Annotated in this window: 18 protein-coding genes and 1 other RNA gene; 11 read left to right on the top strand and 8 right to left on the bottom strand. The window is 66.9% G+C overall.

Annotation, left to right across the window (positions count from 1 at the left end; genetic code table 11):
- Positions 1–64 precede the first annotated feature (64 nt).
- Together ACSVDO_RS07135 and ACSVDO_RS07130 are read left to right on the top strand one after the other, a co-directional pair.
- Positions 65–1,369, top strand: a complete 1,305-nt coding sequence (locus ACSVDO_RS07135) for a sensor domain-containing diguanylate cyclase (protein WP_489595584.1) — start codon at positions 65–67, stop codon at positions 1,367–1,369.
- A 51-nt stretch (positions 1,370–1,420) separates the two neighbouring features.
- Positions 1,421–1,750 carry a thioredoxin family protein gene (locus ACSVDO_RS07130; RefSeq protein WP_489595583.1) on the top strand — a complete coding sequence of 110 codons (330 nt, stop codon included), beginning with the start codon at positions 1,421–1,423 and terminating at the stop codon, positions 1,748–1,750.
- A gap of 2 nt (positions 1,751–1,752) precedes the next feature.
- Here the strand turns inward: ACSVDO_RS07130 and rnhA are convergent, their stop codons facing one another.
- Together rnhA and ACSVDO_RS07120 are read right to left on the bottom strand one after the other, a co-directional pair.
- Positions 1,753–2,202, bottom strand: coding sequence for a ribonuclease HI (rnhA, locus tag ACSVDO_RS07125; RefSeq protein ID WP_332536055.1), 450 nt, complete (start codon positions 2,200–2,202; stop codon positions 1,753–1,755).
- Positions 2,203–2,214: 12 nt separating this feature from the next.
- Complete coding sequence (locus tag ACSVDO_RS07120) at positions 2,215–2,967, bottom strand: class I SAM-dependent methyltransferase (RefSeq protein WP_489596352.1); 753 nt, start codon at positions 2,965–2,967, stop codon at positions 2,215–2,217.
- A gap of 19 nt (positions 2,968–2,986) precedes the next feature.
- On the opposite strand from ACSVDO_RS07120, the gene gloB reads away from it, so the two are divergent.
- Both gloB and ACSVDO_RS07110 read left to right on the top strand, forming a co-directional pair.
- Positions 2,987–3,760 (top strand): hydroxyacylglutathione hydrolase, encoded by a 774-nt coding sequence (gloB, locus tag ACSVDO_RS07115; protein ID WP_489595581.1) that lies wholly within the window; start codon positions 2,987–2,989, stop codon positions 3,758–3,760.
- Entirely contained in the window at positions 3,760–5,268 is a 1,509-nt protein-coding gene (locus tag ACSVDO_RS07110) for a transglycosylase SLT domain-containing protein (RefSeq protein WP_489595579.1), read from the top strand. The genes gloB and ACSVDO_RS07110 overlap by 1 nt, the downstream gene beginning before the upstream one ends.
- A 25-nt stretch (positions 5,269–5,293) precedes the next feature.
- Here ACSVDO_RS07110 and ACSVDO_RS07105 read toward each other — a convergent pair whose 3' ends face one another.
- The 4 genes from ACSVDO_RS07105 to dnaX form a co-directional block, all read right to left on the bottom strand.
- Complete coding sequence (locus ACSVDO_RS07105) at positions 5,294–5,713, bottom strand: MAPEG family protein (RefSeq protein ID WP_489595577.1); 420 nt, start codon at positions 5,711–5,713, stop codon at positions 5,294–5,296.
- 109 nt (positions 5,714–5,822) lie between these two features.
- Complete coding sequence (gene recR, locus ACSVDO_RS07100; RefSeq protein ID WP_332536060.1) at positions 5,823–6,419, bottom strand: recombination mediator RecR; 597 nt, start codon at positions 6,417–6,419, stop codon at positions 5,823–5,825.
- A 166-nt stretch (positions 6,420–6,585) separates the two neighbouring features.
- Positions 6,586–6,918, bottom strand: coding sequence for a YbaB/EbfC family nucleoid-associated protein (locus tag ACSVDO_RS07095; RefSeq protein WP_332536062.1), 333 nt, complete (start codon positions 6,916–6,918; stop codon positions 6,586–6,588).
- Positions 6,919–6,939: 21 nt separating this feature from the next.
- Positions 6,940–8,964 (bottom strand): DNA polymerase III subunit gamma/tau, encoded by a 2,025-nt coding sequence (dnaX, locus tag ACSVDO_RS07090; RefSeq protein ID WP_489595574.1) that lies wholly within the window; start codon positions 8,962–8,964, stop codon positions 6,940–6,942.
- 220 nt (positions 8,965–9,184) lie between these two features.
- Here dnaX and ACSVDO_RS07085 point away from each other — a divergent pair, with 220 nt between their 5' ends.
- Positions 9,185–10,729 carry a methyl-accepting chemotaxis protein gene (locus ACSVDO_RS07085; protein WP_489595573.1) on the top strand — a complete coding sequence of 515 codons (1,545 nt, stop codon included), beginning with the start codon at positions 9,185–9,187 and terminating at the stop codon, positions 10,727–10,729.
- Between the two features lie 70 nt (positions 10,730–10,799).
- Positions 10,800–10,896: signal recognition particle sRNA small type (ffs, locus tag ACSVDO_RS07080), an RNA gene on the top strand.
- 144 nt (positions 10,897–11,040) lie between these two features.
- Here ffs and ACSVDO_RS07075 read toward each other — a convergent pair.
- Positions 11,041–12,387, bottom strand: a complete 1,347-nt coding sequence (locus ACSVDO_RS07075) for a TIGR03862 family flavoprotein (protein WP_489595571.1) — start codon at positions 12,385–12,387, stop codon at positions 11,041–11,043.
- A gap of 201 nt (positions 12,388–12,588) precedes the next feature.
- Between ACSVDO_RS07075 and trxA the strand changes: the two genes are divergently transcribed.
- From trxA to ACSVDO_RS07050, 5 genes are all read left to right on the top strand, one after another.
- Positions 12,589–12,921 carry a thioredoxin TrxA gene (gene trxA, locus ACSVDO_RS07070; RefSeq protein ID WP_175504525.1) on the top strand — a complete coding sequence of 111 codons (333 nt, stop codon included), beginning with the start codon at positions 12,589–12,591 and terminating at the stop codon, positions 12,919–12,921.
- 244 nt (positions 12,922–13,165) lie between these two features.
- Positions 13,166–14,428 carry a transcription termination factor Rho gene (rho, locus tag ACSVDO_RS07065; protein ID WP_159913814.1) on the top strand — a complete coding sequence of 421 codons (1,263 nt, stop codon included), beginning with the start codon at positions 13,166–13,168 and terminating at the stop codon, positions 14,426–14,428.
- A gap of 149 nt (positions 14,429–14,577) precedes the next feature.
- Entirely contained in the window at positions 14,578–14,835 is a 258-nt protein-coding gene (locus ACSVDO_RS07060; RefSeq protein WP_159913812.1) for a type B 50S ribosomal protein L31, read from the top strand.
- A 152-nt stretch (positions 14,836–14,987) separates the two neighbouring features.
- A complete protein-coding gene (locus ACSVDO_RS07055; RefSeq protein ID WP_332536068.1) occupies positions 14,988–16,703 on the top strand; it encodes a hypothetical protein in 1,716 nt (571 codons plus the stop codon).
- A complete protein-coding gene (locus ACSVDO_RS07050; protein WP_489595568.1) occupies positions 16,700–18,055 on the top strand; it encodes an MATE family efflux transporter in 1,356 nt (451 codons plus the stop codon). Before ACSVDO_RS07055 ends, ACSVDO_RS07050 begins: the two co-directional genes overlap by 4 nt.
- On the opposite strand, the gene phoR is transcribed toward ACSVDO_RS07050, so the two are convergent.
- Positions 18,050–19,381 (bottom strand): phosphate regulon sensor histidine kinase PhoR, encoded by a 1,332-nt coding sequence (gene phoR / locus ACSVDO_RS07045; protein WP_489595567.1) that lies wholly within the window; start codon positions 19,379–19,381, stop codon positions 18,050–18,052. The two genes, ACSVDO_RS07050 and phoR, sit on opposite strands and share 6 nt — an antisense overlap.
- Between the last annotated feature and the right edge of the window lie 27 nt (positions 19,382–19,408).

Genomic DNA, 19,408 nt, shown 5'->3' with positions numbered 1-19,408 from the left:
CGCTGGTCTGCCTCCTTGGAGGCGCAGCATTTTTGCCACCCCTTCAGGGCACGACAACATCTGCATGCGTTCCCGTTCGCCTTCTCCGCCACCGACTGCCGAAGTCGCGACCGATGCCCTGCCGGCCTTGCTGCTGCAAGCCATCGAGCAGGCCTTCAATGCCGTGCTGATCACCGATGCCGCCGAGAACGACCACCGCATCGTCTATGTCAATCCCGCGCTGTGCGCGATGACCGGCTATGCGGCGCACGAACTGCTGGGGCGCAATCCGCGCATGCTGCAGGGCCCGCACACCTGCCCCATGGTAATCGCGGAACTGCGCAGCTGCGTTGCCGAAGGCCGGTTCTTCAAGGGCTCGACCTTCAACTACCGCAAGGACGGCACGCCCTACCTGCTCGAATGGAACATCTCGCCGGTGCGCGACGCTGATGGGCGCATCACCCACTTCGTTTCGGTGCAGCACGACCTGAGTGCGCTGGCCATGGCCAGGGCGTCGTCGGACATCTTCGCGCGCACGCTCGATGCGACTGAGGACGGCGTGCTGATCTGCAACCATCTGGGCATCATCGAGTTCGCCAACCAGGGCTACGAAAAGATCACCGGCCTGCGCGCCAGCGAACTGATAGGCCGCAAGCCTTCGGTCGCCCAGTCCGGTCAGCATGAGCCGGCGTTCTATACCGAACTCTGGGCCAGGCTCAAGGACGGCCGGCCGGTGCGCGAGATATTCATCAACCAGCGCACCGACGGCACGGAGGTGCATTGCGAGCAGAGCATCACGCCGCTGCGCAACCGCGAAGGCGAGGTCACGCACTATGTGAGCATGGTGCGCGACATCACGGCCAAGGTGCTGTCGGAGCGCGCCTTTCGCGAACAGATGCAGCACGACAGCCTGACCGGCGCGCTGACGCGCACCTCGGGCAGCCTGCACCTGGAGAAGGCCGTCGCCGAGTCGCGCGCGGTCGGCGCCGCACTCGCGCTGGCGCTGGTCGATGTCGACTATTTCAAGCAGGTCAACGACCGCTTTGGCCATCCCACGGGCGACAAGGTGCTGACCACGGTGGCCAGGACCGTGGCCGCATGCCTGCGCACCAGCGACAAGATCATCCGCTGGGGCGGCGAGGAATTCCTGCTGATCATGCCGGGCTGCGACCAGGCCAATGCCGTCGCCACGCTGGACCGCTGCCGGCATGCGGTGCGCCAGGCCTGCGCCGACATGCTGCCCATGCCCATCACGATTTCCGCGGGCGTGGGCCAGATCGAACCCGGCCAGGAGCTGGCCGACTGCATTGAACGCATAGACCAGTTGCTGTACCGTGCCAAACAAGAAGGCCGCGATCAGGTGCGCGCGGTGCGCAACAGCGACGGCTGAAGCCCTGGCCGGGCAGTGGCCCGGTCTTCACTCATTCAACAGGAACCCCGTATGCCTTTCCAGACCCAGCCCATCACTCCTGCCCCTTCCGCGCAAGACGTTGCGGCCCTGCGTGGCAATACCGTGCTGGAGTTCGGCACCGACTGGTGCGGCTGGTGCAAGGGCGCGCAGCCGCTGATCCGCGAAGCGCTAGAATCGCGCGCCGATGTGCAGCATCTGAAGATCGAAGACGGCCCGGGCCGGCCCCTGGGGCGCAGCTTTCGCGTCAAGCTCTGGCCCACGCTGGTGCTCCTGCGCGACGGCCAGGAAGTGGGCCGCAGCGTGCGCCCGCTGGACGGCGCGACGCTCGCGGCCGAACTCGCCAGGCTGCCGCGCGACTGAGGTCAGCCCCGACCCAGGGCCTTTTCCACGCCCTTGTTGGCCAGCATGTCGGCGCGCTCGTTGCCCGGATCGCCCGCATGGCCCTTGACCCAGCGCCAGTCGATGCGGTGGCCGCTCTTGCTGACCAGTTCGTCCAGGCGCTGCCAGAGTTCCACGTTCTTCACGGGCTCCTTGGAGGCCGTGCGCCAGCCCTTGGCCTTCCAGCCGTGTATCCATTCGGTGATGCCCTTGAGCACGTACTGGCTGTCGATGAACAGCGTCACGTCGCAAGGCCTCTTGAGCGCGGCCAGGGCCTCGATCACCGCCTGCATTTCCATGCGGTTGTTGGTCGTGCCCAACTCGCCGCCGAACAATTCCTTTTCCATGGTCCCGGCGCGCATCAGAACGCCCCAGCCTCCGGGTCCGGGGTTGCCCTTGCAGGCACCGTCGGTATAGATCACTACTTGATTCAACTTCGTCTTTCTCTAGGTTTCTCGATGGCTGCGGTGGGCCAGCGGCGCGGCCGCGGCGGCCGCGGACTGCTGGCGCTGGCGCCAGGCCGGCTCCAGCAGTCGCATTCCCGGCACGCGCTTGGTCGCCACCACGCAATAAACGCCCCCGAGTATGGGCCACGCGCGCTCGCCCAGCGCGTCCATCCAGCCCCAGCGCTGATGCCATTGCGCGGATTGCACCGCGGGCCGGTGGCAGCCGAACTCGACCGCCTGCACGTCCAGCGCCAGCAGCCGCAGCCAGTCGCGCAGCCGCCAATAGCCTATGGCACTGCGCACATCGGGCAGGCGCGCGCTGCGCGGCGAAAGCGCCGACTGCATTCCCCACCAGCTCGCAGGGTTGATGCCGCAAATCACTACCCGCCCTTCGGGCACCAGAACGCGCGCCACTTCGCGCAGCGCGCCATGCGGGTCGGCGGTGCGTTCCAGCGTGTGCGGCAGCACCAGCAGGTCGAGGCTGGCTTCGGCAAACGGCAGGGCCGACGCTTCGAGCACGGCCTGGGCGGGCCAGTCCTGTGCGGGCGCAGTGCCGGCCCATGCGGCGGCCTCGGCACCCGATTCGAGCGCCAGCCAACGATGGGGCATGCGGTTGGCGCGCAAGCCCTGTAGCATAGGCAACCCCAGCTGCAGGCTATGGTAGCCAAACACATCCGCCACGGCTTCGTCGCAGCGTTGCTGCTCCCAGTCGAGCAGATAGCGCCCGGTAGGGGAATCAAGCCAGTGGTGCATCCCTATAATTTTGTCGCTCATGAACCTGTTGCCGCTGCCCGCTTTTTCTGACAACTATATTTGGATGCTGCACGACGGCCGCAATGCCCTGGTCATAGACCCGGGCGAGGCGGCTCCCGTGTTCGCGGCCTTGGAGCGCCATGCGCTGCAATTGCAATCCATTCTAATCACGCACCACCATCCTGATCATGTCGGCGGCGTGGCAGCGCTGCGCGCGGCCACCGGCGCGCAGGTCTGGGGCCCGGCGCGCGAGACCCTGCCCGAGCCGGTGACGCGCGTGCAGGGCGGCGATCAGGTCGACGTGCTGGGCGGCCCCTGGCAGGTGATTGACGTGCCCGGGCATACCGCGGGCCATATTGCCTACTACAGCGCCACGGCCATGCCCGAGCCCGTGCTGTTCTGCGGCGATACGCTGTTCTCGGGCGGCTGCGGGCGGCTTTTCGAGGGCACGCCCGCGCAGATGCAGCAGTCGCTCGACGCACTGGCCGCGCTGCCCGACAGCACCCAGGTGTGCTGCGCGCATGAATACACACTTTCTAACCTTCGCTTTGCGCTGGCGGTGGAACCAAACAACGCCGCCCTGCTCCACCACATGGAGCACTGCGAGGCCCTGCGTGCACAGGGCCGACCCACCCTGCCTTCGAGCATGGTGCTGGAACGCAGCATCAACCCCTTTCTTCGTACGCGTGAAACCGCGGTGGTCGCAGCCGCCCACCGCCATGACACGCGTATCCACCCGCAGCAAGCCCACGAGGTGCTTGCGGCATTGCGTGCCTGGAAAAACGATTTCTGATGAATCTTCTCTACCCCGTATTGCTCAGCAGCGTGCTCTGGCTCGCCGGCTGCGCCACCGTCACCCCCGACGCCGCCAACCCGGCCGATGCCGAGACCACGGCCGCGCACACGCCGCGCTATCCGAATGGCGCGCTGAGCCCCATCACCCGCGCCCAGGTGACCACGCCCGGCGTGGCCTCGCTGTCAGCGCCGGCCGATCTCTGGGATCGCATACGCCGCGGCTTTGCGATGCCCGATCTGGACCATGAACTGGTGCAGGACCGCGAGCAGTGGTATGCGAGCCGGCCCGACTACATCCTGCGCATGACCGAGCGCTCGAGCAAGTACCTGTTCCACATCGTCGAAGAGCTGGAGCGCCGCGGCATGCCCACGGAACTGGCGCTGCTGCCCTACATCGAGAGCGCGTTCAACCCCCAGGCCGTGTCCAGCGCCAAGGCCGCGGGCATGTGGCAGTTCATGCCCGCCACCGGCACCTATTTCGACCTCAAGCAGAACGTCTTCCGCGACGATCGCCGCGACGTGCTGGCCTCGACGCGCGCCGCGCTCGACTACCTGCAAAAGCTCCACGGCATGTTCGGCGACTGGCACCTCGCGCTGGCCGCCTACAACTGGGGCGAAGGCAGCGTGGGCCGCGCGATCGCGCGCAACCGCAAGGCCGGCCTGGGCATCTCCTACGCCGAACTCAACATGCCCGCGGAAACACGCATGTACGTGCCCAAGCTGCAGGCCGTGAAGAACATCGTCAACACGCCCGAAGCCTTCCGCGCCGAGCTGCCGCTGATCGAGAACCACCCCTATTTCCAGGCCGTGGACATCAAGCGCGACATCGATGTGGAACTTGCCGCCAAGCTCGCCGACGTCACGCCCGCCGACTTCCGCGCGCTCAATCCTTCGCTGAGCCGGCCCGTGATCTTCGCCGCCGGCACGCCGCAGATCCTGCTGCCCTGGGACAACGCCAAGGTGTTCGAGCGCAATCTCGATGCCTACGGCAAGGGCCAGTATTCGAGCTGGACGGTCTGGACCGCGCCTTCGACACTCACGGTGGCCGATGCGGCCCAGCGCGTGGGCATGAGCGAGGACGGCCTGCGCGCGATCAACAACATTCCGCCGCGCATGGTGATCAAGGCCGGCTCGGCGCTGATGGTGCCGCGCACCGCCAGCACGCTGGCCGATGTGTCCAGCCAGGTAGCCGACAACGGCCATGTGGCGTTCGCGCCCGAAATCGTCACGCGCCGCACCACGGTCAGGGCGAAAAAACGCGACACGCTGGCCAGCCTCGCGCAGCGCCACCGCGTCAGCGTCGCCAATCTGGCCGACTGGAACGACCTCAAGGTCGGCGCGAGCCTGAAGGCGGGACAATCGATCGTCATGTTCCTGCCGCTGCGCGCGGCATCGGCCGCCGGTCCACGCGCCAGCGGCAAGGTGGCGGTCTCGACGCGTTCGGCCAAGGCGCCCGCGCAGACCAGCAAGAAGGGCGGCACGCCGTCCAAGGTGCGCAAGCGCTGACCCATGCCGCGCGCGGGCAGCGGGCTCAGTGGTAACCGATGAACAGGATTGCCACGTTGACGAGCATGGCCGCAGCCCAGACCAGGCTGCGCGCCGTGGCCATGTCGGCCACATACATCAGGATGTAGAAGCCGCGCAGCAGCACGAACAGCAGCGCCAGCAGGTCCAGCCAGGTCTGCTGCGCGCCCAGCTGATGGGCAATGATCACCGCACCGATGAAGAACGGCAGGGCTTCGAAGCTGTTGGCCTGGGCGGCATTGGTGCGCGCCTGAAAGCCCGTCTGCTGCTGCAGCCAGGCGCGCGGGTTGTGGTTGTCGAAGCCGCCCTCCCCGCCGGACTTGCCAAAGCCCCGGCTCTTGGCCAGGTAGGCGCAGACCGTGGGCAGCAGCGCGGCGATCAGCACGCACCAGTAGGCAACGGTGAAATGGGGGGTCAGGGCATTCATGGCAGTTCCTTGGGCTTGCGCCGCAGGCCCTTCGACAGGCTCAGGGCGAACGATGATCTAGAACGCAGTGAAAGACTTCGTTCGGGACAGCTTAGCAGCGGCGGCGCGTTCAGCGCCGATCCACCAGCGCATGCGCAATCGTGCCCAGATCCACATACTCCAGCTCGCTGCCCACTGGCACGCCGCGCGCCAGCCGCGTCACATGCACGCCGCGGCTCTTGAGCGCCTCGCTGATCGCATGCGCGGTGGCCTCGCCTTCGGCCGTGAAGCTGGTCGCGAGAATCACTTCCTGCACGCCGTCCTGGACGGTGCGCTCGAGCAGCTCGGGCAGGCCCAGGTCGCGCGGACCCACGCCGTCGAGCGGCGACAGGCGGCCCATCAGCACGTAATAACGGCCCTGATAGGCGCCCGTGCGCTCCATCGCGGCGAGATCGGCCGGGGTCTCGACCACGCACAGGCGCGCCGCGTCGCGGCTTTCGTCCTGGCAGATCGCACACAGCCGGCCCACGGTAAAGGTATGGCACTGGGCGCAATGCTGTACCTCCTGCAGCGCGGTGTCCAGCGCGCGCGCGATCTGCAGCGCGCCTTCGCGGTCGCGCTGCAGCAATTGGTAGGCCATGCGCTGGGCCGACTTGACACCCACGCCGGGCAGGCGACGCAAGGCCTGGATCAAATCGTCGAGGGGATGTACATCGGGGACGGCCATGGATACTCCGGAAAACACAGAAAGAACGGCCCCCACGCTTGCTCGCTGCGCCTAGCCGCTGCCCCCCAAGGGGGCTTTTTGTCCTGGGGCGGCCCGACGACAAAAAAAGACCTGCACGAGGCAGGTCACGGCAAGGGCCTGCAGGGCTGCCCTGCAACCGCCACCGTCAGAAGGGGAATTTCATGCCGCCGGGCAGACCAGGCATGCCGGCAGTCAGCTTGCCCATCTTTTCCTGCGAAGTCTCTTCAGCCTTGCGCACCGCAGCGTTGAAGGCCGCGGCCACGAGATCTTCGAGCATGTCCTTGTCTTCGGCCAGCAGGCTGGGGTCTATGGTCACGCGCTTGACGTCGTGCTTGCAGGTCATCAGCACCTTGACCAGGCCGGCGCCGGATTCGCCTTCGACCTCGACATGGGCCAACTCATCCTGGGCCTTCTTGAGGTTGTCCTGCATGGCCTGGGCCTGCTTCATGAGACCGGCGAGTTGTCCTTTGTTGAACATATGTTGTTTCCTTTTCAGTGTTTAAGCAGGTTTGATACTACCCGGCACAATGCGCGCGCCATGCTCGCGCATCAATGTTTGCACCAGGGGGTCGTTCATCACGATCTCTTCGGCCACGCGCTGGCGCTGCTGCGCCGCGGCCGCATTGCGGCGCGCGGGAGTGTCGCTGACCGCGCCTATCTCCACGCTCAGCTGCTGCGCCAGGCCGGCCTCGGCCAGCGCCGCGCGCAGGCGTTCGCGCGCCGTCGCCTGGTTCAGCGACTGGCGCTGCACGCACAGCGTCCAATGATCGCCTTCGCAGTGCATGAGCTGCGACTGCAGCGCGAGCTCGCGCACCAGCGCCGTGATGGCTTCGCTGGCAATCAGCTGCTGCACGGCCGCATACCAGCGGTCGCCTTCGGGCGTGGTCGCCACGGGTTCGCCTGACGGTTCGGAAGGTGTCCAGGCAGGCCGGGCCACCACGATGGGCTCGGGCGCGGGTTCGGATTCGGGGGAATGCTCCACCGGCGCCAGCCGCTGGACGGGGGCGCGCGCCACAGGTTCGGCGGCGTCCGACGGCAGCGATTCCCAGGGCGGAACTTCCAGCGGCGCGAATTCGACGCTGTCCATGCCTATGGCGTCGCCGTCGGTGTCAAAGGCCACGGCTTCGGGCATGGGCTGGCGCTGTGCGGCGGCCGGCTCGACGCGCTGGCGCGGCGCGGGCGCCGCAACCATTGCCGGGGCGGGAGCGGCCAGGGGCGCGGTTGCGCGCAGCGGCGCGGGCGCCGGGCGTGGCGCAGCAATCGGCGTTGGAGCTGGAGTCGGCGCAGCGATCGGCGCCGGAGCCGGCATGGGAGCCGGAGCAACAACGGCAGCTGGCGCAGGTCCGGGGGCCGGGGCAGGCGCCACCGGCCTGGGCGCGGCGGCCGGGGCCGTATCAGCTATCGCTGGAGTTTTTTTTTCAGCCGGTGCCTTGAAGGCCAGCAGTCGCAGCAGCGCCATGGTCAGCGCCGCGTATTCGTCGGGCGCGAGCCCGAGTTCCGCGCGCCCGTGCAGGCAGATGCTGTAGAGCAGCTGGGTTTCGTCGGCCGGCATCACATCGGCCAGGCGCGCGATCTCGCTGGCTTCGGGGTCGCTGGCGTCATGCGCCATCTGCGGCACGGCCTGGACCACGGCCATGCGCTGCAGCACCGCGGCCATTTCTTCCAGCGTGGACGCAGCCGACAGGCCGTTCAGGCGCAATGCATCGGCGGTTTCCACCACGCTGCGGCCATCGCCTTCGGCCAGCGCGGCGATCAGGCGAAACACATAGGAGCGGTCCACGCTGCCCAGCATCTGGCGCACGCCGGCTTCCAGCAGTTGCCCGCTGCCGAACGCAATCGCCTGATCGGTCAGCGACAGCGCATCACGCATCGAGCCGCGCGCGGCGCGCGCGAGCAGGCGCAGCGCCTGGGGTTCGGCGGGAACGTTCTCTGCGGCCAGCACCTGGCCCAGATGGTCGAGCACGGTCTCGGGCGCCATGGGCCGCAGGTTGAATTGCAGGCAGCGCGACAGCACCGTCATCGGCACTTTCTGCGGATCGGTCGTCGCCAGCACGAACTTCAGGTATTCGGGCGGCTCTTCGAGCGTCTTGAGCATGGCGTTGAACGCCGTGTTCGTGAGCATGTGCACTTCGTCGATCATGAAGACCTTGAAGCGCCCCTGCACCGGCTTGTAGACGGCCTGCTCGAGCAGGCCCTGGACTTCGTCGACGCCGCGGTTGGACGCCGCGTCGAGCTCGGTGTAATCGGGAAAGCGGCCGCTGTCGATCTCGGTGCAGGCGGCGCAGACGCCGCAGGGCGTGGCGGTGATTCCGCCCTGGCCATCGGCGCCCTGGCAGTTGAGCGACTTGGCCAGAATGCGCGACACCGTGGTCTTGCCGACGCCGCGCGTTCCCGTGAACAGGTAGGCGTGGTGCAGGCGCTGCTGTGTCAGGGCATTCGACAACGCCTGCACGACGTGCTCTTGCCCCACCATTTCGGAGAAATTGCGGGGACGGTATTTGCGGGCAAGCACGAGGTAGGACATGGCTGCGATTCTACGGGGGCCGGCCGGGACCGGTGGCCATCCCGGGATTTTTCGCTGCGCGGCCCGTTTCCGGCCGGCTCCATTGCCCTGCGGGTGACCGCTTATGCATGGCGGTCATTGGCCGGGCGCCAGCGGCGAAATTGCTACAAGGCTTATCATCCGTAAGCGCTTTTTACATATTCCGTCTACTCATAATTACCCCTACGAACCACAGATTTCGATGCGTTTCTCTTCCTTGAAAATCGGGCAACGTATTGCCCTGGGTTTCGCAGCCGTGTTGCTGCTGACCATCGTCGGCCTCGCCGCGAGCCTGATCCAGTTGTCCAGCGTCGCGCAGCAGACGCGCACCATGATGAACAACCCGCTCGCCAAGGAGCGCCTGATTGCCGACTGGTACGCACTGGTGCTCGCGGGCTCGCAGCGCACCACCGCCATTGTCCGCAGCCCTGACGCCGAACTCGGCCGCTTTTTCGCGGAAACGGCGCGCAAATCCTCGGCCGATGCCGGTGCCCTGCTCAAGCGCTTCGAGCCGCTGATCAACTCTGACGCCGAGCGCTCGCTGTTCGCGCATGCGAGCCAGACCCGCGAGAAGTACAACGCAGCGCGCGCCCAAGTCACCAAGGCCAAGGACGAAGGACTCGAGACCGAGGCCATCTTCAACAACGTCTATGCGCCCAGCACCCAGGCCTATGTGGACAGCATCAAGGCCCTGCTCGAATTGCAGCGCAAGGAAATCGACAGCACGGCCGCAGCCATTGAGCGCACCTACCAGACCAGCAGCAACCTGCTGCTGCTGCTGAGCGTGCTGATCGTCGCCATCGGCGCGGTCATCGCCGCCGTGCTGAGCATGGGAATCGTGCGTCCACTGCGCGCTGCGGTGAAGATCGCCGACGAAGTCGCGGGCGGCAACCTGCACCTCGAGATCCCGCAAGAAAGCATGCGCGGGCGCGACGAGACCGCGCAACTGATGCATTCGCTGTCGCAGATGGAAACCAACCTGCGCCGCCTGGTCTCCGAAGCGCGCAAGGGAAGCGATTCGGTGGCCAATGCCGCGGCTGAAATCAGCTCGGGCAACCTCGACCTGTCGGCGCGCACCGAGGAGCAGGCCAGCTCGCTGGAGCAGACCGCGGCCTCGATGGAGGAGCTGACCTCGACGGTGCGCAACAACACCGCGAGCGCCCAGCAAGCCGACCAGCTGGCAAAGGAAACGTCGGTGCTGGCGGTTCAGGGCGGAGAGTCGGTCAACCAGGTAGTGCGCACCATGGCCGAGATCCTGCAGACCTCCAAGCGCATCGAGGACATCATCGGCGTGATCGACAAGATCGCGTTCCAGACCAACATCCTCGCGCTCAACGCCGCCGTCGAAGCCGCGCGCGCGGGCGAACAGGGCCGGGGCTTTGCTGTGGTTGCGGGCGATGTGCGCAGCCTGGCGCAAAGCTGCGCCAACGCGGCCAAGGAAATCAAGGGCCTGATCGACGCTTCGGGACAGCGCATCGCCACGGGCAGCCGCCTGGTCGAGCAGGCCGGCGGCACCATGGACAAGGTGGTCCAGGGCGTGCAGAAGGTCACCGACCTGGTCGGCGAAATCAGCCACGCAAGCAGCGAACAAATGGCCGGCCTCGAGCAGGTCAACCAGGCCGTTGCCCAGATGGACCAGATGACGCAGCAGAACGCCGCGCTGGTCGAGGAATCTTCGGCCGCGACCCAGTCGCTCGAAGTCCAGGCGGCGCAGCTCAACCGTTCGCTCAGCGCGTTTCGCCTCTGAAGACCGACCCCGGGCCCGGCCTGGGGTCTCTTTTCAAACCCACGGCCCAGTCTGCGCTACAATTGCCAGTGACGGGCCTCCCCGCATGGCGAAGCAGCCAACCGGGTCAGGTGGGGAACCAAGCAGCCCTAACTGTAGAGTCAGTGCCGGGGGTAAGGCTCGTCAACTTCTTTTCAGGATGTCTGCCATCGCAGAGGTCCTCGCGACACAAGGCGCCGCCGCCTTGGCGCCCTTCCCCATTTGATACATCAGCCCACCGCGCGTGGGCTTTTTCGTTTGCGGCCAGCGCACTGCGCCGGCCGCAATCCCCATCAGCTCCTGGAAGCTTCGCGCAGAAACTGCTGCACGCCTTCGGCGACCTGCACGCCGCTGGCCAGGCTGGCCGTCAGCAGATAGCCGCCCGTGGGCGCTTCCCAGTCGAGCATTTCACCCGCGCAGAACACGCCGGGAATCGCCTGCAGCATGCCGTTGGCGTCCAGCGCTTCGAACGCCACGCCGCCTGCGGTGCTGATCGCTTCGGCGACCGGGCGGGGCGCGATCAGCGTCAGCGGCAGCGCCTTGATGGCCGCGGCCAGCGCCTGCGGGTCGTTGACGCCGTCACGCCCCAGCACTTCATACAGCAGGCCCATCTTCACGCCGTCTATGCCCAGGCGGCTCTTGAGGTGGCTGCTGAGGCTGCGCGAGCCGCGGGGATGGCGCACTTCGGCGGCGACGCGCTCGGCGTCGTGCTCGGGCAGCAGGTCGAGGTGCAGCGTGGCATGGCCCTGGGCGCTGATTTCATCGCGCAGCCATTGCGAAGCCGCATAGACCAGGCTGCCTTCGATGCCGGCTTCGGTGACCACGAATTCTCCGCGCCGCGCGAATTCATGGCCCTGGCTGTCGGTAAAGGACAGTTCCACCGATTTGACCGGCTGGCCCGGAAAGCGCTCCTTGAAATGCGGCGTCCAGCCGCGCGCCGGCGCGGTCTCCAGTCCCACGAGTTCGCGCAGGAAACTGCGCCGCGTTTCCGCGCTGCCCGAAGCAACGTTGAGCACATCGAAGCCGCAGTTGGCGGCCTGCAGCGGCGCAATCTGCACGCCGCGCTCCTGCAGCCAGGGCGCCCAGGCGCCGTCGGAGCCCAGCTGCGGCCAGCTCGCGCCGCCCAGCGCCAGCACCAGGGCGCGCGCGCGCACCAGCTGCTCGCCCGCGGGCGTGGCAAAGCGCAGCGCGCCTTCGCCGTCCCAGCCCAGCCAGCGGTGGCGCGTATGGAACTGCACGCCCAGGCCGCGCAGTTGCACCAGCCAGGCACGCAGCAGCGGCGCGGCTTTCATTCCCACCGGGAATACACGACCCGAGGTTCCAACAAAGGTTTCCACGCCCAGGGCCGCGGCCCAGGTCTTGACCTGCTCGGCGCCGAACGCCTGGAGCATGGGCTCGATCTGCGCGCGGCGCGCGCCAAAGCGCCCCGCAAACGCATCGGCGGGCTCGGAGTGGGTCAGGTTCAGCCCGCCCTTGCCGGCCAGCAGGAATTTGCGCCCCACCGAAGGCATGGCATCGAACAGATGCACGCTGGCGCCGGCTTGCGCCAGGCGCTGGGCGGCCATCAGGCCGGCCGGCCCGCCACCGACGATGGCGACCTCGCAGTCCAGTGGCGCATTGTGGGTGGGGGCTTCGGTCATTCAGGTGTTCCTCGTTAAGACAAATCGGCCGCACGCGCATCCGCAGCGCGCACTGCCACATCCGTATTCTCATCGTTTTCCGCTATGACAGTCATAGCACCAAGTGTCGCCCACACGCAGCGACTGGAGATGGGTTTCTGTCACAATCGAAACCAGTAGCGAACCTTCGCCCCATTCAGCCAACACACCAAGGAAAAATCCATGGCAAGCGCCCTCATCAAACATCTCTCCGACGCCTCCTTCGAAGCCGAAGTGCTGCAAGCCGGCACCACGGTGCTGGTGGACTACTGGGCGGAGTGGTGCGGTCCCTGCAAGATGATCGCCCCCATCCTCGACGAAGTCGCGGGCACCTACCAGGGCAAGGTCACCATCGCCAAGATGAACGTCGACGAAAACCGCGAAATCCCCGCGAAGTTCGGCATCCGCGGCATCCCCACGCTGATGCTGTTCAAGAACGGCGAACTCGCCGCGACCAAGGTCGGTGCATTGAGCAAGGCCCAGCTCACCGCATTCCTCGACGAACAGCTGGCTTGATTCCCAGACGGCCCGGCGCGCAGCCGCTGCGCCCGGGCCGGGCTTGAATCTGGGGCAGCGCGACGCTCCCCAGTTGTTTATTTCAGACCTGCAGATCTTTTCCTGTCATAATCTGAGCAGATCACCGGCCCCTTGCATTGACGGCCGTTTCGAGATCCCTAGGCAAGCTTGGCCCACGACCCCGTGTATCGCCCAGCCTTCCGCCTCATTCCTGATTCCACTAACTCCGCCAAGGAGTAACCCCATGCACCTTAACGAACTCAAGGCACAGCACGTGTCTGAAGTCTTGAAGCAGGCCGAAGAGCTCGAGATCGAAAACGTTGGCCGGATGCGCAAACAGGAAATCATGTTTGCCATCATCAAGAAGCGCGCAAAAGCCGGTGAACAAGTGTTTGCCGACGGCGTGCTTGAAATCCTGCCCGACGGCTTCGGTTTCCTGCGCAGCCCCGACACCAGCTACACCGCGAGCACGGACGACATCTACATCTCGCCGAGCCAGGTGCGCCGCTTCAACCTGCACACTGGCGACATGATCGAAGGCGAAGTGCGCACGCCCAAGGATGGCGAGCGCTATTTCGCGCTGACCAAGCTCGACAAGGTCAACGGCGGGCCGCCAGAACAGAACAAGCACAAGGTGATGTTCGAGAACCTGACGCCGCTGTTCCCCAAGGAGCAGCTGCGTCTCGAACGCGAGATCAAGTCGGAAGAGAACATCACCGGCCGCATCATCGACATCATCGCTCCCATAGGCCGCGGCCAGCGCGCGCTGATCGTCGCCCCGCCCAAGAGCGGCAAGACGATGATGATGCAGAACATCGCCCACGCGATCACCGCCAATCATCCCGACGTGCACATGATGGTGCTGCTGGTCGACGAGCGCCCGGAAGAAGTCACGGAAATGCAGCGCTCGGTCAAGGGCGAAATCATTGCCTCGACGTTCGACGAGCCCGCGACGCGCCACGTGCATGTGGCCGAAATGGTGATCGAGCGCGCCAAGCGCCTGGTCGAACTCAAGAAGGACGTGGTGATCCTGCTGGACTCGATCACGCGTCTGGCCCGCGCCTACAACAACGTCGTGCCCTCGTCGGGCAAGGTGCTGTCGGGCGGTGTCGACTCCAACGCCCTGCAGCGCCCCAAGCGCTTCTTCGGCGCGGCGCGCAAGGTCGAGGAAGGCGGCTCGCTGACCATCATCGCCACGGCGCTGGTCGATACCGGCAGCCGCATGGACGAAGTGATCTTTGAAGAATTCAAGGGCACGGGCAACAGCGAACTGCACCTGAACCGCCGCCTCTACGAGAAGCGCGTGTTCCCGGCGATCGAGCTCAACAAGAGCGGCACGCGCCGCGAAGAGCTGCTGCTCTCGCCCGAGATCCTGAACAAGACGCGCATCCTGCGCCAGTTCCTCTACAACATGGACGACGTCGAAGCCACCGAGCTGATGATCAAGAACATGAAGGCCACGAAGACCAACAACGACTTCTTCGACATGATGCGCCGCGGCGGTTAATTCCCACCGCGCCGCAAGGCTGTGCCTTGACCCAAAGCCCCCGAGGTATACTCGGGGGCTTTTCTATTGCGGAAAGTACGTTCAATTCGAACCGGTGCAAAGGTTGCATCGGGTTGGGCACGGCTACCGCACTTGACCTAAGGAAGATCATGAAAGAAGGAATTCACCCCAACTACCGCGAAGTGCTGTTCGTTGACCTGTCCAACGGCTTCAAATTCGTGACCCGTTCCTGCGTGAACACCAAGGAAAAGGGTACGACCGAAGACGGCCGCGAACTGCCTATGTTCAAGCTGGACACTTCGAGCGAATCGCACCCCTTCTACACCGGCACGCAAAAGTCGGTCGACAACATGGGCGGCCGCGTCGAGCGCTTCCGCAACCGTTTCGGCAAGACTGCTGCAAAGTAATTTCAGCGCGTTCACGCCAAAGGCAGCCCGGGCAACCAGGCTGCCTTTTTCTTTGCCCGCACCCGACGCGACGGCCATGACCGGACACCTGCGCCCGAAAAATCGGCCCGGGTTCGCGTATTCTTGCCATTTCCCTTGATGTCTTTCTCCGCGTGAACCAACCTACCCCCGCCATCGTTTCACAACAGGCCGTGCGCACCCTGCCGCGCTGGGCGCTGGTCCTGCTGTGCCTGGCCTATGTCGTGCCGGGCTTCGTCGGTCGCGCGCCCTGGAGAAACACCGACATCACGGCCTTCGGCTACATGCTCGCGCTGTTCGAGGGCCGCACCGAATGGATGTCACCTCTGCTCGCCGGCATGGTGCCCCAGCCCGATGGCCTTCTGCCCTACTGGCTGGGCGCCTGGGCGCTGCAGCTGGCGCCGGCCGCGATGCCCGCGGAAATGGCCGTGCGCCTGCCTTTCATGCTGCTGCTGCTGGTGGCCATGGCCGCGACCTGGTGGGGCGTGTACTGCCTCGCGCGCAGCCCCGGCGCCCAGCCCGTGGCGTTTGCGTTCGGCGGCGAAGCCAACCCCATCGACTACGCGCGCGCCATGGCCGATGGCGGCCTGCTGGCACTGATCGCCTGCCTGGGCCTGGCCCAGCTGTCGCACGAGACCACCAGCTATGTGACGCAGCTGGCCTGCACCACGCTGGTCTTTTTCGCCGCCGCCGCCATGCCCTACCGCCGCAGCGCCCCAGCCGCGGCGATGCTGCTGGGAATGGCCGGTCTGGTGCTCAGCGGCGCGCCCGCGATGGCGGTGCTGATGGGCCTGGGCTGCGCGGCCCTGGCCTGGTTTTCGCCGCCCGCCGAAGCCACCTGCGCGGCGCGCGGCTGGAGCCTGGCCTGGCTCGCGAGCACGGCGCTTGCCGGCCTGCTGGCCACGGCGCTGGACCTGTGGCAATGGCGCATCGCGCTGCCGCCGCTGGACAGCCCTGAATGGGCCAGCCTGCTGCGCCTGCTCGCCTGGTTCAGCTGGCCCGCCTGGCCGCTGGCCCTGTGGACGCTGTGGCGCTGGCGCCGGCAGATTGCCCACCCCATGCGCCACCGCCATCTGGTGCTGCCGATCTGGTTTGCCGGGCTGGCCTTCATCGCCGCGGTGTTGACCCAGCCCGCGGACCGTGCGCTGCTGCCCGGCCTGCCTGCCATCGCCACACTGGCCGCATTCGCGCTGCCCACGCTGCGCCGCAGCATAGGCGCGCTGATCGACTGGTTCACGCTGATCTTCTTCAGCGTGTCGGCCATCGCCATCTGGGTGATCTGGATTTCCATGCAGACCGGCGTGCCCGCCAAGCCCGCGGCCAACGTCGCCAAGCTCGCTCCGGGCTTCGTTCCCGAATTCTCGCTGCTGGCGTTCATCGTCGCGCTCACGGCCAGTGTGGCCTGGTGCGCGCTGGTGGTCTGGCGCACTTCGCGCAATCGCGCGGCCATCTGGAAGACGCTGGTGCTGCCCGCCGGCGGCGCAACGCTGGGCTGGCTGCTGCTGATGACGCTGTGGCTGCCGCTGCTCGACTACGCGCGCAGCTACGCACCCCAGATCCAGCAGGTCATGGCCGCGATCGGCGAGCCGGCGCCGCGCTGCGTCGCCACCTACGGCCTGAGCCGCGCGCAGCTGACCGGCCTGGAATTCCACGGCCGGGTCGCGACCACGCAGATCTCCACCATCAGCGAAGACCGCCGGCCCTGCGACTGGCTGGTCGCCGATGCGCAGATGTGGGACGCGACCCAGGACCGCGCGCTGCAGCGCGGCTGGCAGCCCGTGGCGCGCATCGCGCGGCCCACCGTCAAGAACGATCAACTGATACTGCTGCGCAAACGCCCCGGTCGATGAAGTCCGAACTTTCGACCATTGCCCGCCACGCACTCACCGTGCTCGCGGGCCAGCTGGCCATCATGGCGTTCGGCGTGACCGACACCATCGTCGCCGGCCGCTACTCGCCCGCGGCGCTGGCCGCGCTGTCGGTGGGCTCGGCGGTGTTCGTCAGCGTCTACATCTCGCTGATGGGCATTCTGCAGGCGCTGCTGCCGCTGTGGTCCGAGCAGCGCGGCGCGGGCCGGTTGCCGGCCATGGGCCGCTCGCTGCGCCAGTCGCTGTATCTGTGCCTGGGCATCTGCGTGGTCGGCATGACCGTGCTGCTGTCGCCCGAGGCGGTACTGCGCTGGACCGATGTGCCCGAGGCCTTGAAGGCCGACGTTCGCAACTATCTGACCATCCTCGCCTGGGGCCTGCCGCCCGCGATGCTGTTTCGCATCTACAGCACGCTCAACCAGTCGCTGGGCCGGCCCCAGCTCGTGACCTGGCTGCAGGTCGGCGCGCTGGCGCTCAAGCTGCCGCTGTCGATCTGGTTCACGTTCGGCGGCGCGGGCCTGCCGGCGCTGGGCGTGGCCGGCTGCGCCTGGGCCACGCTGGTCGTCAACTATTCGCTGCTGGGCGTGGGACTGTGGCTGATGCGCACCCAGTCGCTGTATGCGCCGCTGCAGCTGTGGCAGCGCATGGAGCGCCCGGACTGGGGCCAGATCGGCCAGTTCCTGCGCCTGGGCCTGCCCGCGGGCATGGCGATCCTGGTTGAAGTGACGTCGTTCACGCTGGTCGCGCTGTTTGTTGCGCGCCAGGGCAATCTGGCCGCGGCCAGCCACCAGATCGCCGCCAACCTGGCCGCGGTCTGCTACATGGTGCCGCTGTCGCTGGCGATCGCGACCAGCGCGCGCGTGAGCTGGTGGCGCGGCGCGGGCGATGAACTGCGCGCGCGCCAGCTGGTGGTGCTGGGCCTGCGCCTGGCCGCGGTGATGGGCCTGGTGCTCAGCGGCCTGTTGCTCGCAGCCCGCCATCTGCTGGCTTGGGTCTATACCAGCGACGCCCAGGTCGCGGCGCTGGCCGCTTCGCTGCTGCTGTGGGTCGCGGCCTACCATGCGGCCGACGCGGTGCAGACGTTCTGCATTTTCGTGCTGCGCTGCTACCGGATCACGGTCGCGCCGCTGCTGACCTATTGCGTCCTGCTGTGGGGCGGCGGACTGGCCGGCGGCTACTGGCTGGCCTATGGCGGCATTGGCCCCTGGAGCGGCGCACCAACGCCCGCGCCGTTCTGGGCCATGAGCGCGCTGGCGCTGGGCGTGACCGCCTTCGCCTTCAGCGCTCTGCTGTGGCGCACGCTGCGCAGATACAGCGTGCCGGCCGCGTCATGACGCGGTTTCGGCCGCGCCCAGCACCGGTGCCTGGCGCAGGCGCTGCGCTGGGAAGGTGACGGAAAACACCGAACCGCTGCCCACGGTGCTGCGCACCGCCAGCGTCGCGCCATGGCGCTGCAGCACATGCTTGACGATGGCCAGGCCCAGGCCCGTGCCGCCGGTGTCGCGCGAGCGGCTGCGGTCCACGCGGTAGAAGCGCTCGGTCAGCCGCGACAGGTGCGCCGGATCTATGCCCGGGCCTGCGTCCTGCACCGAGAAGGTGGCGCTGCCATCGGCGTTCTTTTCCCAGCGCACGACCACGCGGCCGCCGGCCGGCGTGTAGCGCAGCGCATTGGCCAGCAGGTTGGAAAAAGCGCTTTGCAGCTCGGTCGCCGCGCCAGCGATATCGCCCAGCGCCGCGCCCGGCGGGGAATTGGGAAATTCAATCACATGGGGCCGGTTCTGCGCCCGCGTCAGGGCCACCGACAGCCCGCGCGCCTCGTCTTCGCATTGGCGCAGCAGCAGCGCGACCGAAGTCCACTGCGAGAAGCCGGGCAAGGGACTGCCTTCGAGGCGCGACAGCGCCAGCAGATCCTCGACCAGATGCTGCATGCGCGCCGACTGCTGGGCCATCAGCGTCAGATAGCGTGCGCGCTCCTCGTCGGGCAGCTGCAGCGTCTGCAGCGTTTCGACAAAGCCGACCAGCACCGTGAGCGGCGTGCGGATTTCATGCGAGACATTGGCGACGAAGTCGCGGCGCATGGCTTCGGCCTGCTCCTGCGCCGTGACATCGCGCGCCAGCAGCAGGCGCCGGCCATCGCCATAGGGATAGAGCTGCACCGACAGACGCACCGGCCGTCCGGGCGTGCTGTCGCGGCCTTGCAGTATCAGATCGTGGCTGAAGTCCTGGGTGTGCAGATAGTGGCTGAATGACGGGTCGCGCACCAGGTTGCCGATGTTCTGCATGCGGTCGCGCGCCGCGTCGAAGCCGAACTGCGTGTTGGAGATCTGGTTGCACCATTCGATGCGGCCCTCTTCATCGAGCAGCACCACGCCGTTGGGGCTGGCCTGCAGCGCCGACAGCATGTCGTTGAGACGCTCGTCGCTGGCCTGGGTGCGCTGGCTCTGCAGGCGCAGCCAGCGGCGCGTGCGCTGACCGATCTCGCCCCAGAGACCGCGCTGCGCGGGCGCATTCGCAAGTTCCGAGCTGCGCAGCCAGGACAACAGCCGCGACGCACTCCAGCTGTCCTGCGCGAGCCAGAGCCAGCTGCCCGCCAGCACACCGATCAGCGCACCCGGCAGATTGCCCAGCCACCAGCCCGCTGTGCCCCCGAGCAGTTGCATCCCCAGAAACCAGAAACTACGCCACAC

Source organism: Comamonas sp. DB36 (assembly GCF_057914905.1).
The sequence above is the reverse complement of the archived record's forward strand: the minus strand, read 5'-3'. Positions and strand labels throughout refer to the sequence as shown.